14 protein-coding genes, 2 tRNA genes and 2 rRNA genes are annotated in these 15998 nt (G+C 37.3%); 3 read left to right on the top strand and 15 right to left on the bottom strand.

The window, feature by feature from the left end:
* The 6 genes from I583_RS10825 to I583_RS10850 all read right to left on the bottom strand — a co-directional run.
* Positions 1–664 (bottom strand): 23S ribosomal RNA (locus I583_RS10825); the annotation flags it as partial.
* Positions 665–851: 187 nt separating this feature from the next.
* Positions 852–924 (bottom strand) — tRNA-Ala (locus I583_RS10830).
* Positions 925–1006: 82 nt separating this feature from the next.
* Positions 1007–2567, bottom strand: a 16S ribosomal RNA gene (locus tag I583_RS10835).
* 677 nt (positions 2568–3244) lie between these two features.
* Positions 3245–3709, bottom strand: a complete 465-nt coding sequence (locus I583_RS10840; RefSeq protein WP_010760438.1) for a GNAT family N-acetyltransferase — start codon at positions 3707–3709, stop codon at positions 3245–3247.
* A 165-nt stretch (positions 3710–3874) separates the two neighbouring features.
* A complete protein-coding gene (locus I583_RS10845) occupies positions 3875–4246 on the bottom strand; it encodes a hypothetical protein (protein ID WP_174270342.1) in 372 nt (123 codons plus the stop codon).
* A 64-nt stretch (positions 4247–4310) separates the two neighbouring features.
* Positions 4311–4679 (bottom strand): CvfD/Ygs/GSP13 family RNA-binding post-transcriptional regulator, encoded by a 369-nt coding sequence (locus tag I583_RS10850; protein WP_010760436.1) that lies wholly within the window; start codon positions 4677–4679, stop codon positions 4311–4313.
* A 196-nt stretch (positions 4680–4875) separates the two neighbouring features.
* Between I583_RS10850 and I583_RS10855 the strand changes: the two genes are divergently transcribed.
* Complete coding sequence (locus I583_RS10855; protein WP_010760435.1) at positions 4876–6042, top strand: MalY/PatB family protein; 1167 nt, start codon at positions 4876–4878, stop codon at positions 6040–6042.
* Positions 6043–6109: 67 nt separating this feature from the next.
* On the opposite strand, the gene I583_RS10860 is transcribed toward I583_RS10855, so the two are convergent.
* Positions 6110–6697 carry a peptidylprolyl isomerase gene (locus I583_RS10860; RefSeq protein WP_010760434.1) on the bottom strand — a complete coding sequence of 196 codons (588 nt, stop codon included), beginning with the start codon at positions 6695–6697 and terminating at the stop codon, positions 6110–6112.
* Between the two features lie 225 nt (positions 6698–6922).
* Between I583_RS10860 and I583_RS10865 the strand changes: the two genes are divergently transcribed.
* Complete coding sequence (locus I583_RS10865; RefSeq protein ID WP_010760433.1) at positions 6923–7936, top strand: NAD(P)/FAD-dependent oxidoreductase; 1014 nt, start codon at positions 6923–6925, stop codon at positions 7934–7936.
* 179 nt (positions 7937–8115) lie between these two features.
* Here the strand turns inward: I583_RS10865 and I583_RS10870 are convergent, their stop codons facing one another.
* Positions 8116–8358 carry a DUF1450 domain-containing protein gene (locus I583_RS10870; RefSeq protein ID WP_010760432.1) on the bottom strand — a complete coding sequence of 81 codons (243 nt, stop codon included), beginning with the start codon at positions 8356–8358 and terminating at the stop codon, positions 8116–8118.
* 85 nt (positions 8359–8443) lie between these two features.
* Here I583_RS10870 and I583_RS10875 point away from each other — a divergent pair, with 85 nt between their 5' ends.
* On the top strand, positions 8444–8950 hold the full coding sequence (locus I583_RS10875) for a phosphatidylglycerophosphatase A family protein (RefSeq protein WP_010760431.1): 507 nt from the start codon (positions 8444–8446) through the stop codon (positions 8948–8950).
* An 818-nt stretch (positions 8951–9768) separates the two neighbouring features.
* On the opposite strand, the gene I583_RS10880 is transcribed toward I583_RS10875, so the two are convergent.
* The 7 genes from I583_RS10880 to feoB form a co-directional block, all read right to left on the bottom strand.
* A complete protein-coding gene (locus I583_RS10880; protein WP_010760430.1) occupies positions 9769–10641 on the bottom strand; it encodes a hypothetical protein in 873 nt (290 codons plus the stop codon).
* 319 nt (positions 10642–10960) lie between these two features.
* Positions 10961–11104 carry a hypothetical protein gene (locus I583_RS16765; RefSeq protein ID WP_010760429.1) on the bottom strand — a complete coding sequence of 48 codons (144 nt, stop codon included), beginning with the start codon at positions 11102–11104 and terminating at the stop codon, positions 10961–10963.
* 293 nt (positions 11105–11397) lie between these two features.
* On the bottom strand, positions 11398–11814 hold the full coding sequence (locus tag I583_RS10885) for a hypothetical protein (RefSeq protein WP_010760428.1): 417 nt from the start codon (positions 11812–11814) through the stop codon (positions 11398–11400).
* Complete coding sequence (locus I583_RS10890) at positions 11784–12962, bottom strand: C47 family peptidase (RefSeq protein WP_010760427.1); 1179 nt, start codon at positions 12960–12962, stop codon at positions 11784–11786. The genes I583_RS10885 and I583_RS10890 overlap by 31 nt, the downstream gene beginning before the upstream one ends.
* Positions 12963–13521: 559 nt before the next feature.
* Positions 13522–13594: transfer RNA gene (locus I583_RS10895), tRNA-Lys, on the bottom strand.
* Positions 13595–13705: 111 nt separating this feature from the next.
* Positions 13706–13837, bottom strand: a complete 132-nt coding sequence (locus I583_RS16535) for a FeoB-associated Cys-rich membrane protein (protein ID WP_010760426.1) — start codon at positions 13835–13837, stop codon at positions 13706–13708.
* Positions 13838–13841: 4 nt separating this feature from the next.
* Complete coding sequence (gene feoB, locus I583_RS10900) at positions 13842–15995, bottom strand: ferrous iron transport protein B (RefSeq protein ID WP_010760425.1); 2154 nt, start codon at positions 15993–15995, stop codon at positions 13842–13844.
* Positions 15996–15998 lie beyond the last annotated feature (3 nt).

A 15998-nucleotide genomic window follows, 5' to 3' on the forward strand; every position in this document is an offset into this window, starting at 1 on the left:
ACGGCTCCGGCTCTTCACCTTAACCTCGCATGCAATCGTAACTCGCCGGTTCATTCTACAAAAGGCACGCCATTACCCATTAACGGGCTTTGACTTGTTGTAGGCACACGGTTTCAGGATCTATTTCACTCCCCTTCCGGGGTGCTTTTCACCTTTCCCTCACGGTACTGGTTCACTATCGGTCATTAGGGAGTATTTAGCCTTGCGGGATGGTCCCCGCGGATTCCGACGGAATTTCTCGTGTTCCGCCGTACTCAGGATCCTCCTAGGTGTTGCCAACATTTCGTCTACGGGGCTATTACCCACTTTGGCGAACCTTTCCAGGTTCTTCGACTATCTTGACAGACTACCACAACGGAGTCCTACAACCCCAACAAGCAAGCTTGTTGGTTTGGGCTCTTCCCGTTTCGCTCGCCGCTACTCAGGGAATCGAATTTTCTTTCTCTTCCTGCAGGTACTTAGATGTTTCAGTTCTCTGCGTCTACCTCTAACCAGCTATGTATTCACTGGAAAGTAACATCCTATAAAAGATGCTGGGTTTCCCCATTCGGAAATCTCTGGATCATAGCTCACTTACAGCTCCCCAAAGCATATCGGTGTTAGTCCCGTCCTTCATCGGCTCCTAATGCCAAGGCATCCACCGTGCGCCCTTATTCACTTAACCTTACGATCTTACGATCGGTTTTGTTTGGTTCGTTTCTCTAGCGATAGAGGCGTGACCAATAAAATAAGCTTCGAACTATTTTAATTAAAAAACTCATTCAACGCGGTGTTCTCGGTTTGTTTTGATTACTTTTTTACTTCAATATCCAGTTTTCAATGAACAATATTAGTAACCCATTGGTTACTAATGGAGCCTAGCGGGATCGAACCGCTGACCTCCTGCGTGCAAAGCAGGCGCTCTCCCAGCTGAGCTAAGGCCCCGTGGTACTATTAATTTGAGAGTAAACCTCTCAAAACTGAACAAAGTGTAGACGAATGTGTAAGTTTCCGTAATATTCCTTAGAAAGGAGGTGATCCAGCCGCACCTTCCGATACGGCTACCTTGTTACGACTTCACCCCAATCATCTATCCCACCTTAGGCGGCTGGCTCCACAAGGGTTACCTCACCGACTTCGGGTGTTACAAACTTTCGTGGTGTGACGGGCGGTGTGTACAAGGCCCGGGAACGTATTCACCGCGGCGTGCTGATCCGCGATTACTAGCGATTCCGGCTTCATGTAGGCGAGTTGCAGCCTACAATCCGAACTGAGAGAAGCTTTAAGAGATTTGCATGACCTCGCGGCCTAGCGACTCGTTGTACTTCCCATTGTAGCACGTGTGTAGCCCAGGTCATAAGGGGCATGATGATTTGACGTCATCCCCACCTTCCTCCGGTTTGTCACCGGCAGTCTCGCTAGAGTGCCCAACTGAATGATGGCAACTAACAATAAGGGTTGCGCTCGTTGCGGGACTTAACCCAACATCTCACGACACGAGCTGACGACAACCATGCACCACCTGTCACTTTGTCCCCGAAGGGAAAGCTCTATCTCTAGAGTGGTCAAAGGATGTCAAGACCTGGTAAGGTTCTTCGCGTTGCTTCGAATTAAACCACATGCTCCACCGCTTGTGCGGGCCCCCGTCAATTCCTTTGAGTTTCAACCTTGCGGTCGTACTCCCCAGGCGGAGTGCTTAATGCGTTAGCTGCAGCACTGAAGGGCGGAAACCCTCCAACACTTAGCACTCATCGTTTACGGCGTGGACTACCAGGGTATCTAATCCTGTTTGCTCCCCACGCTTTCGAGCCTCAGCGTCAGTTGCAGACCAGAGAGTCGCCTTCGCCACTGGTGTTCCTCCATATATCTACGCATTTCACCGCTACACATGGAATTCCACTCTCCTCTTCTGCACTCAAGTCTCCCAGTTTCCAATGACCCTCCCCGGTTGAGCCGGGGGCTTTCACATCAGACTTAAGAAACCGCCTGCGCTCGCTTTACGCCCAATAAATCCGGACAACGCTTGCCACCTACGTATTACCGCGGCTGCTGGCACGTAGTTAGCCGTGGCTTTCTGGTTAGATACCGTCAAGGTAAGAGCAGTTACTCTCCTACTTGTTCTTCTCTAACAACAGAGTTTTACGATCCGAAAACCTTCTTCACTCACGCGGCGTTGCTCGGTCAGACTTTCGTCCATTGCCGAAGATTCCCTACTGCTGCCTCCCGTAGGAGTCTGGGCCGTGTCTCAGTCCCAGTGTGGCCGATCACCCTCTCAGGTCGGCTATGCATCATGGCCTTGGTGAGCCGTTACCTCACCAACTAGCTAATGCACCGCGGGTCCATCCATCAGTGACACCCGAAAGCGTCTTTCAAATCAACACCATGCGGTGTCGACTATTATGCGGTATTAGCACCTGTTTCCAAGTGTTATCCCCCTCTGATGGGTAGGTTACCCACGTGTTACTCACCCGTCCGCCACTCCTCTTTTCAATTGAGTGCAAGCACTCGGTAGAAAAGAAGCGTTCGACTTGCATGTATTAGGCACGCCGCCAGCGTTCGTCCTGAGCCAGGATCAAACTCTCATAATAAAAGTTGAACACAATCCGAAGATTGTTAAGCTCATTTGTTTGCTAGCATATTGCTTCGCTTCGTTAAAAATTGTTGTTTGTTTTTACCGTTGTAAAAACAACCTACACATTTGGTTCGTCTTACTTTGTTCAGTTTTCAAAGGTCTACCGTGTTACCTCGCAGCAACTTTTATATCATATCAAATCTTCGATTCGATGTCAACACTTTTTTAAAAAAAGTTTCAAAGTTTTTTTCTGCTTGATGTTATCGAATATTTCGTGACAACTTCATTAGTTTATCAGGTTACTCGTTGTTTGTCAATAACTTTCTCGCTGATTTTTCAAGTTTTTTCAAACTTGAATTGTTATTCTATTTTAGTTGGTTGCCACTCGTTTCTGCGACAACTTCACTAGTTTATCAGGTCATTCGTCGTTTGTCAACAACTTTCTCGCTGATTCCCAAAGTTTTTTTCAAACTTGGTTTGTTATGTTATGTGATCGTTTGGCGTGTTACATCAGTGCCTTGCGACAAGATATAATATAACAAGTTTTTCTTTATTGGTCAACTCTTTTTTTGAAAAAAATAAAAAAGAGTTTTATTCTATTCTACTGCTTAGACTCAAGCTTTCGCCTTTACGTTTGAAACCAAACTTTTTATCATATTTTCTACTTAAATATCATTTAAGTACGATTGTTTTTTATATTTCGTATGAAAATAGTTCGAATTCATTCCCATTCCAATCATTTGAACTTCCAACATTAATAAATTCATTCTCTTGATAAAACTGCATTAACTTCTCATTACTAGCTAAACAATCTAGACGTAAATCTGATACTTCACCACTAAACTTTCGTTTTAATTCGTTCAGTAACTCTTTTCCATAAGATTTCCCTCTGTAAGCAGGACGGATAATCACACGATGAAGGTAGTACGCCTTTTGATCAAACCCAAAATCTTTCCAAAGTAATTTATCCCATTCTGTTGGTGTTTTCCAAGCTGCTGCCATTCCGACTAATTGATTCATACTATTATAGAAGAAAAAGACTTCTCCTTTGGACACAGCTGTTGCCAATCCATGCTTGTCTTCTCCCTGTAAAACATCTGACCATTGATCACTGCCTTGCTCTTTCAACCATTCAGCACTTTCTTTCAATAAAGACATGACTATTTGAGTCTCTGTAATTGTTGCTTGTTTTAATTTTATGGTATTTCCCTCCTATATAAAAAGAGACGAAACAAAACTAAACTTTAGCTTTGCTTCGCCCATCTAAATCTGAAATAAGAGATTTACAATACAATCTCTTATTTTTTATGTATCTGTTTAGTTTTAAAACATCGGTACTCCTTGTATATCATACGAAGCTAACAAATTTTTTAATTCAGACGGCTTTTCCCATACATATCTATCATCGATCATTGGAATAACATGTTCTTCATTCATTTCAAATACGAATAAAGGCATATTCTCAGCATCTGTATGAGCATTCGTTAACTCGACTAAATTAATTGAAGTAACATCTAGTTGAATTTCTTCTTTGAAAACTTGCAACATACTCGCTAATCCCGTCATATCTTCCGAAACTTTTGTTGTAACAAAGGTCATTGACTCACCCACTGGATGAACAAGAAACTTTTTCGAACCATCATTTAGGTTCAGCATAATAGTACCAGCGACTTTTTTGTTAGACAAAACATCCACCTCAATTAATTTTTGTTTTCAGAAACTAGGAAAATTGTACCATATTTTCTGAAAAAAAACAGAATTATTTCTCAAGTAATTTATCCATTGCTTCATCAGTCCATATAGGAAGCTCTTTTTCTAAAGTCTCAAAGCCGATTTTCTTATTTTTATTCGTGAAGTATTTTTTGCGTCTATGATTCGGTTGTTGTATTTGAGGTTCTAACGTTCTTAAAGACAAGCTGATTTTTTTTGAATATTCATCGATATCAATCACTTGAACTTCTACTTTTTGTCCAATGACCAATAAACTGTGAATGTTTTTAGTGTACCCCGCCTGTACTTCTGAAACGTGTATCAAACCTTGAACTGTATCACTTAATGAAACAAATGCACCATAAGGCTGCAGACCTGTAATTGTTCCATTAAGAATCATCCCTATTTTGTATTCCATTCTATTATCCTCTTTTCGTTATCCAAACAAAATGATTATCTCATTTAAAATGATATCATGTTCCATTAAAAAGTGCATGAATTTATTTCTACTATTATATTATTGGTTCTTTTTGTTCATATTTTATTCAAAGTCCATTATACTATAGTTAAGTCTTGTTTAACGAGAATTATTTACTATAGAAAGGAAGAATTGAATGGTAGAATTTGATACAGTCTATAACCGTTGCAATACAAATAGTTCCAAGTGGGACTCCGTTAAAGATACCTATGGAGAAGACGACTTATTACCGATGTGGATAGCCGACATGGATTTCAAAGCGAATCTGCCTGTGTTAGATGCACTAAAGAAAACAGCGGAACAAGGTATTCTGGGCTACTCTCCTGCTCCTGATTCATTATATGAAGCAATTCAGAGCTGGCAAAAACGACATCATGATTATTTAATCAGTAAAGAAGCGATTCTTTTTAATAGTGGCGTTGTGCCAAGTCTATCTTTAGCTATTCAAGCATACACTGAACCTGGGGATGCTATTTTGATTCATGATCCTGTTTATCCTCCATTTGCAAAAGTTGTTGAGCAAAACAATCGTAAACTGGTTCGCAGTCAGTTATTAATAGACCACGAGCACTTTGTTATGGATTTGGAAAAGATGGAAAAACAAATCATTGCTGAAAATGTCCGGCTGTTTATTCTTTGTAATCCTCATAATCCAGGTGGACGTGTTTGGACAAAAAGTGAGCTTGAGGCTTTTGGTAAACTATGTGCAAAATATGACGTGCTTGTTATTAGCGATGAAATCCATCAAGATTTGATTTTTGCTCCTCATGTATTCACGACATTCACAAATGTTCACCCAACATTCAAAGAGTTCTCGATTACTTTGACCGCTGCAACTAAAACGTTTAATCTAGCTGGTATTAAAAACTCTATGATTTTCATTGAAAATCCTGATTTACGGAAAAAATTTGTTGCTGCACAAGAACGAAATTTCCAGAACGAAATTAATGTCTTTGGTTATGTAGGAACACAAGCTGCATATCAGCATGGTGATATTTGGTTAGAGGAGCTACTTGTTTACTTAAAAGAAAATATTGATACAGTTAGCGAGTTCTTAAAAACTGAACTTTCTGAAGTTAAAATGATGCATCCTGAAGGAACTTATCTAATCTGGTTAGATTTTTCTGCTTTTAATCTGACCGATGCACAATTACAAAAACAACTGATTCATAAAGGGAAAGTCGTTTTAAATCCCGGGATTTCTTTCGGGCCTAAGGGGACACAACATATGCGCTTAAATGTTGCTTGTCCAAAAGAAACACTCTTAGAAGGTTTAAACAGAATAAAACAATCTTTTAAATAGAATAAAAAGCCCCAAACAAAACGAAAAAACAGTTTTGTTTGGGGCTTTAATGTTGACTAAAGAGTATTTATTCGCTGATTTCTACTTTGTCGATGACTACATCAAATGTCGGACGATCTTGAGAGTCTCTTTGCACTCCACCGATTTCATCCACAACATCCATACCTTCCACTACATGACCAAAAACCGTATGACGGAAATCTAACCATGGTGTTCCGCCTTTTTTATAAGCTTCGATAACTTCTGTAGGGAAACCTGCACCTTCTAATTGCCCCATCATGTTTGCTGGAACATTTTGGTTATTGACGATGAAAAATTGGCTGCCATTAGTGTTTGGTCCAGCATTTGCCATTGATAATGCACCACGCAAATTGAAAACATCTTTAGAAAATTCATCTTCAAATTTTTCGCCGTAAATACTTTCACCACCCATACCTGTTCCAGTAGGATCGCCACCTTGGATCATGAAGTCAGGGATAACACGGTGAAAAATCACACCATCGTAATAACCTTTTTTCGCTAGTTGAACAAAGTTTTCAACTGTTTTTGGAGCATGTTCTGGAAAAAGTTGAACAGTGATATCTCCGCGGTTGGTTTTTATCACGGCTTTAGGTCCTTTTTCATTTGCTAAATCTAATTGTGGAAATTCTGACATCGTTATTTCCTCCTCGTTAATTTTTACTTACTTATAATATCATAAACAACTTCACTTGAAAATTCCATTATCTTTGTTATTCTTTTAAGAGAATCTTTTTTTCACAAACTGCTACTTGCTTTTTTCGGTTACAAGTGATATTTTGTGAAAAACGATATACTACATTTTTGCTTTCATTTTATATAGATGAAAACTTTTTTATTATAGAAACTGGAGGAAATTTTGATGTCTGACTCAAAAAATATATATGATTTAACGATTGTTGGCGCTGGTCCTGTCGGTCTTTTCGCCGCTTTTTATGCAGGAATTCGTAAAGCGAAAACTAAAATTATCGATAGCTTGCCTCAACTTGGCGGACAGCTCTCAACGCTTTACCCTGAAAAATATATTTATGATGTTCCTGGTTTTCCTGCAATCAAAGCGAGTGAACTAATCGAGAATTTAGAAAAACAAATTGCTCCTTTTGCACATGAAACTTGTTTAGAAGAAGAAGTGAGAAATTTGGTGCAAGAAGATGGTTACTTGCGGATTGAAACATCAAAAGGTGTTCACTACTCTAAAGCCGTTATCTTTGCCATTGGAAATGGTTCGTTCCAACCTAGACGTTTAACGATTGATGGTGCAGCTGAACTTGAAGGAAACCATGTTCATTATTATGTTACTGATATGAATAAATTTTCTGGAAAGAAAGTTGCTATCGCTGGTGGTGGTGATTCTGCTATTGATTGGGCCTTAATGTTGGAACCTATCGCAGAAGAAGTTTCGATCATTCATCGTCGTCCTGAGTTTCGTGGACACGAACACAGCGTGGACAACTTGAAAAATTCTGAGGTATCTATTTATACACCTTATGTTATTGACCAACTTTTAGTAGAAAATAATTCATTCAAAGGTATTCAATTGAAAGAAACAAAAGCGGATAATTTTGAAAAGCTTGATTTAGATTCTTTAATCATCAATTATGGATTTACTTCATCCTTAAGTCATTTAAAAGACTGGGGCTTGGATGTTAGCCGAAACGCAATCGAAGTCAACTCGGATATGTCAACCAATATCCCTGGTGTTTATGCAGTTGGTGATATTTGCAACTACGATGGCAAAGTCAAATTGATTGCAACTGGTTTTGGTGAGGCACCGACTGCTGTCAACAACGCTCTACATTTTGTTAAACCAGATACTCGAACTCAACCGATGCATAGTACTAGTTTATTTGAAGGAAAAGAAGCGAATATGCTTTAATAAGAAAGAGCATGAGACAAAACTAAAAAACAGTTTTGTTTCGCGCTCTAAATCCGAATAAACGGCGAGAAAAGAGCAGATACTTCGGAAATAAGCTGAAATTCACAAAAATTCGAAAAGCAATTTTCGTGAATTCCCTCTTATTTCTCGGAGTTAAACGCTTTTGTCTCGGCCTATTTTTATCCCATTTCTTCTTGCCAAAGTACAATCGCTTTTTTTATGTTAAGCACCAGTTCTTCTGGTGTTTCTCCAGTGATTCGTTCTCCTTCAAACAATACAAAGTAAGTTTGAGCGCAAAGAACACATTCATTCATACAAGAATAAGAGATTACATCGCCATTTTCTTCAATAAAAGGATCACTTAACAACAGCTCTGCGCCCTTAGCCAAATTTTGTTCGCAACATTCTATTAGTGGATTCATTGATCTTCTCCTTGCATTTTTATCTGTAGATAGTATACCATTAATATATTCTAAGTTTAGAAATGAAGCATTGGAGGTTTTTATTTTGGTAATAAAAGGTGAAACATTGGAACAGAAAGCGCGACAATTATTAAAAGAGCGTGGTGTTGAGATGGAGGATTTGGTAGAATTGGTTTTATTCTTACAACAACCTTATATAGAAGATCTTGATGTGGCAACTTGTATTGAACATATTGATAGTGTTTTATCAAAGCGTGAAGTGCATAACACGATTATTACGGGTATTCAATTAGATATTTTAGCTGAGGAAAAAAAATTACTTCATCCTTTACAAGAGATTTTAGAAGAAGATGAAGGTCTTTACGGTATCGATGAAATTTTAGCGCTCTCAATCGTTAATGTCTATGGTTCGATTGGCTTTACAAATTACGGCTATATCGATAAAGTAAAACCTGGTATTTTAGCTAAGTTGAATTCTCATGAAGGACCGCAAGTTCATACTTTTTTAGATGATATCGTGGGCGCAATTGCTGCAGCCGCTGCTAGTCGTTTAGCTCATTCTCAACCAGATAAAAGTATGATCACACAGTGATTAGTTTTTTCAGATAAAAAATTGGAGTAGAACCTTACTATACCAATACTATTGGTTACTTAAAGAAAGGTTACTACTCTTTTTTATGTTTTTAACGGCTTTTCAATTGCATCAATAGTAATTCTTCTATTATAATAAGTTTAAAGTATATGACATACTATATACTTATGATTAAAGCTACCACTATAGGTAAAAAGAGTTTCTTCTGATTTTAAATGAGCACATTTTTTTCAGTCGTTGATTTTCTTCCCCAATAGATAAATCAAATGCCTATAGTGGTAAACTTTATTCAACACACCCCAAATCGTTAAATCATACATACCTCCAATATATATGCACGTTCAACACGGATACTTGAAACAAGAGATAGAAGCAAAAAATAAAAAAACGGTATCAGAATTCCTTCCAATACCGTTGTATCGTTCAATAAGTAAACCCTGGCATGTTCATCATCTCATGTATTTTTAGGGGTAGATATTTTCCTAAAAATTGAGTACAATGAATCATGTCAGTGCTTTTGCATTGACGAGGGCAACTTGATTGGTCAGCGTATTGACTCATCAGGGCTTCGTAGTTTGGCGGCCACCAAACTGTGAAGTGCCTTTTTTATTTTATTCTTTTGCTTCTATCATGTACTCATTGTACAAGATGAGTGAATGTTTCGTCAATGCTGATTCAGCTTTATTTTTTCCTTGAAAATCAATCTTTCTTTAAACAAATGCTAGTTACAAGGCTTTCCTTATTATTTTCTGTTTAGTAGAAATTCTTATTAACTGACTAATACTTCACTTAGAATCGTTAGGAAATAGTAATTACGATTATTGATTTGTCGATACAGCCATCTTCAGTGCTTGTAATGCATCAAAGTGTTGAATAGTATAGACCGTTGTTCCTTTTTGCCACACGACTGAATTATTTTGGTAGCTATCACTTATGCTAGCTGTTAAAGAAATCTGTCCAACATTTTGAGGAGCGGGTAGCATCGCTGTTTCTAAGTAAGCAACAGCTTCTTTGGCTAACGGCTCAGCAACTTCCCCACCAATATTTGATGCCCTAACAACCAGGCTCCAATTTCCTTCTTGCCATGATAAAAAACTAGAACCTGCGGCACCTTGTTGGTATCCTGTAATTCCATACCCTAAATTGATCTGACTTCCACCGTTATCAATGATTTGATTGACAGCACTGGCAGCAGCTTCATTTGAATCATAGGTTTTTTTCTCAAATGAAGCAATTGGTTGTAAGTCATTGACTGCAGGATCATTAACCTCAATCCCATGATCTTCAGCATAATACAAAATTCTAAAATTTCCTTGATCAACAGCACCTGTCGTTGCTGCAGTCAAATAGACAGCGGTTTGACTTGTTAAGATTGCTTGTGGCAATTGATCATTTGAAAAATCATTTTTTAACTGATTTAAAACAGTGTCAGCTTGTTTTGCTGGTGTATTTTTTTCTGATTTTACAGTAGATTGGCTTTCACTGGTTTTTGTTTCAGATGAAGACGATTTTGTTGAGCTTTGACTTGTACTAGATTTTGTAGTCGTTTTACTTGTTGCTGTGGTGGTTTGACTTGTTTTTTCAGTACTTTTAGCTGTAGTAGAACTTTCAGTAGTCTTGCCTTTTCCGCCACAAGCGGCTAGCGATAATCCTGCTAGTAATATAAATGAATAGATGAATCTCTTTTTCATTTTTTCCCCTCCTAGATGTTTCTTTTCTTTAGTTTATCATTAAATAATGGAATACTCACTTCATATGATTATTATGAAGAACAAATCAAAATAAATAAAAAAAGAGAATGCATATTCCATCTTCTAAACGTCCTAAAACGCCGACAAAATACCATTCTCGTGGGTTTGGCACCCAATAGGTCGTAAGGGGCTCGAACCCATGACCCGCTGATTAAGAGTCGATTAAATCATATATTATCCTTGTAAACCTTATTAAATCAGTGTTCTTTTTATTGGTTTCATCATTATTATTAGTTTTTAACTCTGTTTTAGACAATAATTAGTCATCGTTTTTGAAGTTTTTTAGTTCATTTGATAACACTCTTAAATACTCTTCCTCATCTTCTTCGTAAGTAATAATGTCAAAACTGATTTCAGCATCAATTTCACTTAAGAAATGAACCATTGGTGAATCTACAACCATTGCAGGAAAATCTCCATCATAACAATCTATTGATAATACTACAGCGTACTTAATTTGTTCATCTTTAGCCTTTTTTTCAGAATACTAGTTTTAGGTTTAAATTTACTTAGTATCTCCTGATATGCTAAAGTAAAATCATACATTTCACAGAATGTTTTACTATAGCACCGACTATACCTTGGGCGATATTCTTCTGGCAGATTAGTTTTTTTTTATTACATCTAATCAATCATATAACCCCTTTATTATTCCCTATACCTAATTTTTCAGATAGTTAACATTGACAAAAAGACCTATTGAAGAGTAAGTTCTATTGGAACAGAAAGTCCTCCGTTCCCTTCAACATTTGAAGCAAACTGACATATGATTTTATTTTCTCCCTTAATATCAATGTAACAGCTACTTTTATTACTGGTGAAGACAAAACTGTCCTCTTTTGACCGTACATCATATTTATACAATAGTGTATCGTTACTCTCTCCATTTTCAATAATTTCCAAAGTATTCATATCACTACTTTTGAAGACAATGGTTGTATCCTGATTACTATTTTTCCACTCTTTATCCAGTAAAAAACGGAAAATATACTCTCTACTTGATAATTTTTCTTCCACAGGATTTGATTGTTTAGAATACAAATAAACACCCACCACAATGAATAAAACAAATAAAGAGATAATTATTGGAAATTTCTTAGTGAGTGTTCCCATGTAAATTTCCCTCCTGGAAACGGTAATGTTGGTGATTTAACGCCGCCATCAATACAGTTTGTATGAGGATACCAAGGATTCCAAATATAATACACATTTAACCCTTTATCAGGATTTACCCATCCATGAAGAACCAATGCATGGTAAGCATATTTTGCATTCGTATCATATTCTACTTTGGCAAATACAAATACAGGATTTCCTTTGTTCAACTCGTTTCTATTCTCGGCTAAAGTTAAAGGACGATTAACATAATAGGGATTCATTCCTAATTTTGATTTTGAATAATCCATAGCTTGCTGCATATTTATTCCACCGTTCATATAGAAACTTTGCCCTGTCGCTTTTGGGAAAAAATGTCTCATGACTGTTTCTGCTTTCAAATAAAATGAAGATCGCTTGGTATTAGCTATTGCACTTAGCGCATAGCCCATACACCACTCATTTTTCCCACCATTCACTTGTAATTGATTCTCATAAATTTTTAAATCTATCATAGAATAATTTGAGCCACTAGAATAGCCTCTCACCATTTTTTTAGGTTTAATATATTCATTTTCTTCACTCATATCAACTGTTTCGGTATGTTCATTAGAGATAGCATCCACAACTTCTTCAACTGTGGTTTCATTTTGCAAATCACTTTGTATCGGTGCTTGATATAACAATACGTTTTCTTCATTTCCATTTGTATAATAAATATCATATCCTTTATTAAACAATGTTATCGGCGTTTGAGAGCCTTTTTCTTGCACGGCTAATTCGTTTAATTCTTTAACAAGAGAAACTCCTATCGTGTCTATATATTGTTCCTCATCTTTTTTTACCATGTAAGTATATACAATCTTTCCATCATAGTATATTGGATATACTGCTGTTCTCTCCTCAATTTTCTCATAAGTATTCAACATACTAATTCCCGAACCTAAAGTATAATCTTCTAGATCTGCTTGACCTTTTCCTTCCGGAAGTAACATTGAAACTATCTTATTAGATACATTATTTTTTGCATACAACTCCATTTCAGAACTTATTTCACCACTTTCAACAGCTAAAACATTATCAGCTATTTCTTGTGCTTCAGCAGCAGAAAAACCAAATAAAGTAACCCAGCAAATCCCTAACAATGTAACCATCCATTTTTTCATTTTAACGCCTTCTTTCTTTTTTATACTTAATATTCATAACAAGTGTTAAAATTATGAATAGTATAGTTTCCATTAGTGAAAATGTTTCTTTGAAGGTGATTAGTTCCGATATTTTTCCCTACTAAACCATTAATCTAAAATAATAATTTACCAAATTTTTCTTTTTAAAAATTAAACATGTCAATATAATCATTATTATAAACAACGTGTTTTATCTAGTCAACATTTCATACGTATACGATTACATGATTTTTGACACTCTCATGTTGCCTTACTTATACATAACAGAGGAGAACCCACAGCAATCAAGAACAGGCTAGGTCATGCCTCAATTACAACAACAATTGATATATATGGACATTTATACCCAAACAAAAATCAATGAGCGATAAACTAGATGATTTACTTTAAAATAACAATAAATTTAAACTAACTTTTTTATAAGTAGTCATTTTTAGGCAATAACATTTTTAGAGCACAAAAAAAGAGAATGCATATTCCATCTTCTAAACGTCCTAAAACGCCGACAGAATACCATTCTCGTGGGTTTGGCACCAAATGGGTCGTAAGGGGCTCGAACCCATGACCCGCTGATTAAGAGTCAGCTGCTCTACCAACTGAGCTAACGACCCAAATAATTAGTACTTAAATATTGTAGCACTTGAAGAGCCTTAATTCAAGAGGAAACGTCAGAGACAACGAAATAAATTGCGAGCGTTTTATCTCATTGTATCTGACCTTTTTTACTCTCCTTGTTCTTTCTTTACAGGGCATGTTGTATGACAATCGTCACAACTCTTGCCTTTTTTAAATCGAGAATAGACAACGTATCCAGCTCCACCAAAAATCAATACTGCTAAAATTAAAGTTGCCATATTCTTACCCTCTTTCTAAAGTTGCCATCGTGACAACTGTTTCTGCTTCTGTTTTTGGTTTTCTAACTAAATAATAACCCATAATAACAACTAGTAGAGCTGCAACAAACACGCCGACACCTACTTGGCCGTTTTCAAAGATAACGTGTCCAAATTGGTAAATGATGAAACTTACTACATATGCTAACCCACATTGATAACCGATCGCTCCCCAGGTCCATTTCCAATCGCCCATTTCTCTGCGAATCGCACCAATTGCTGCAAAGCACGGAGCGCACAATAAATTAAAAACTAAAAATGAATAGGCTGCAACTGGTGTGAATGCACCTTGCAATGCAGACCAAACTTCTACACCATCTTCCGATACTTCCCCTAAATGTCCAAACAAAATACCAAATGTGCCGATGACATTCTCTTTCGCAACCAAACCTGTAATCGTAGCAACTGCTCCTTGCCACGTTCCCCAGCCAAGTGGTGCAAATATTGGCGCAATCACTTTACCTAAGTTTGCTAGAATACTTTGGTCAGCACCTGCTTCTTGGAATGTAAATGAATAGGTAGATGTAAACCAAATAACAATACTCATTACAAAAATAATCGTTCCTGCTTTCTTCACAAATGATTTACTCCGATCATACGCATGACGAAGAACACCTCGTAATTGAGGCATATGATATGCTGGTAATTCCATAATGAACGGTGCTGGATCACCTGAAAAGGAGCGTGTTTTTTTCAACGCGATACCTGATAATACAATAGCTGCAATCCCGATAAAATAAGCGGATGGTGAAACCCAACTACTTCTTGGAAAAAAAGCGCCAGCAATTAATGCAATAATCGGCAATTTTGCAGAACACGGCATAAAAGTTGTAACCATGATCGTCATCTTACGGTCTTTTTCGTTTTCAATTGTACGGCTAGCCATGACACCAGGGACACCGCAACCTGTTGCAATCAACATCGGAATAAAGGATTTACCCGACAATCCAAATTTTCTAAACAAACGGTCCATGACAAAAGCAATTCTTGACATATAACCACAATCTTCCAAGAATCCCAAACACAAGAACAATACTGCTAACTGTGGTAAGAAACCTAACACGGCGCCAACACCCGCAGTAATCCCATCTAAAATTAAACTTTGCATCCAAGGCGCTACCTGCCAACTAACCAATAGACCTTCAACAGTATTCGGTACAAGATTTCCAAATAATTCATCATTGATCCAGTCTGTTCCCATAGTTCCGACTGTTTGAATCGCTAAATAATAAACAAACCACATGATCACAGCAAAAATTGGTAACGCCAACCAGCGATTCGTTACGATTCGATCGATTTTATCACTGGTACTGAAGGTGATTTCATTTTTCTCAATTGAACAAAGAGCTGTTAAACGAGTAATAAATTCATATCGTTCATTAATAACGATCGCTTCACTATCATCACCAAATATTTGTTCTGTGATTTTAATGATTTCTTCTATTTCGTTTTGCTGTAGAGTGCTCAAACTTAGTTCCGCATGGACTCTAGCATCTCTTTCAAACAGTTTGATACTGTACCAACGAGCTTGTTTTTCCAATACACTATTCCCTAAAACATCCATGATTTCATTTAACGCTGCTTCTAAACGATTATCATAGGTTGGATAGTTACATTCTGATGGAAAGATTTCGGTTGCTTTAACTGCTTTTTTTACTAACTCATCAAGTCCACGATTTTTTAAGGTACTAACCCCTAGCACATCTATACCTAAACCATAAGATAGCTTTTCAGTATTAATCTTTCTTCCCGTTTTATCCAAAATATCCATCATATTCAATCCAACAACAACCGGAATACCAGTCTCCATCAATTGAGTGGTCAAATACAAGTTTCGTTCTAAATTTGTGGCATCCACGATATTGACAATGACATCAGGGCCCCCGCTAAGCAAATAATCTCTGGCAACCACCTCTTCTGGAGTATATGGTGAAAGAGAATAAATACCTGGTAAATCCTGAATCGTTATTTGTTTGTTTTTTTTCAGCTTCCCTTCTTTTCTCTCAACAGTAACCCCTGGCCAATTTCCTACATATTGATTTGCACCTGTCAGTGCATTGAATGCTGTTGTCTTCCCACTATTTGGATTTCCCGTCAGAGCAATATGCTGTTCTTTCATTTC

Origin of the sequence: Enterococcus haemoperoxidus ATCC BAA-382 (assembly GCF_000407165.1) — a bacterium.
Taxonomy (GTDB): Bacteria; Bacillota; Bacilli; order Lactobacillales; family Enterococcaceae; genus Enterococcus_L; species Enterococcus_L haemoperoxidus.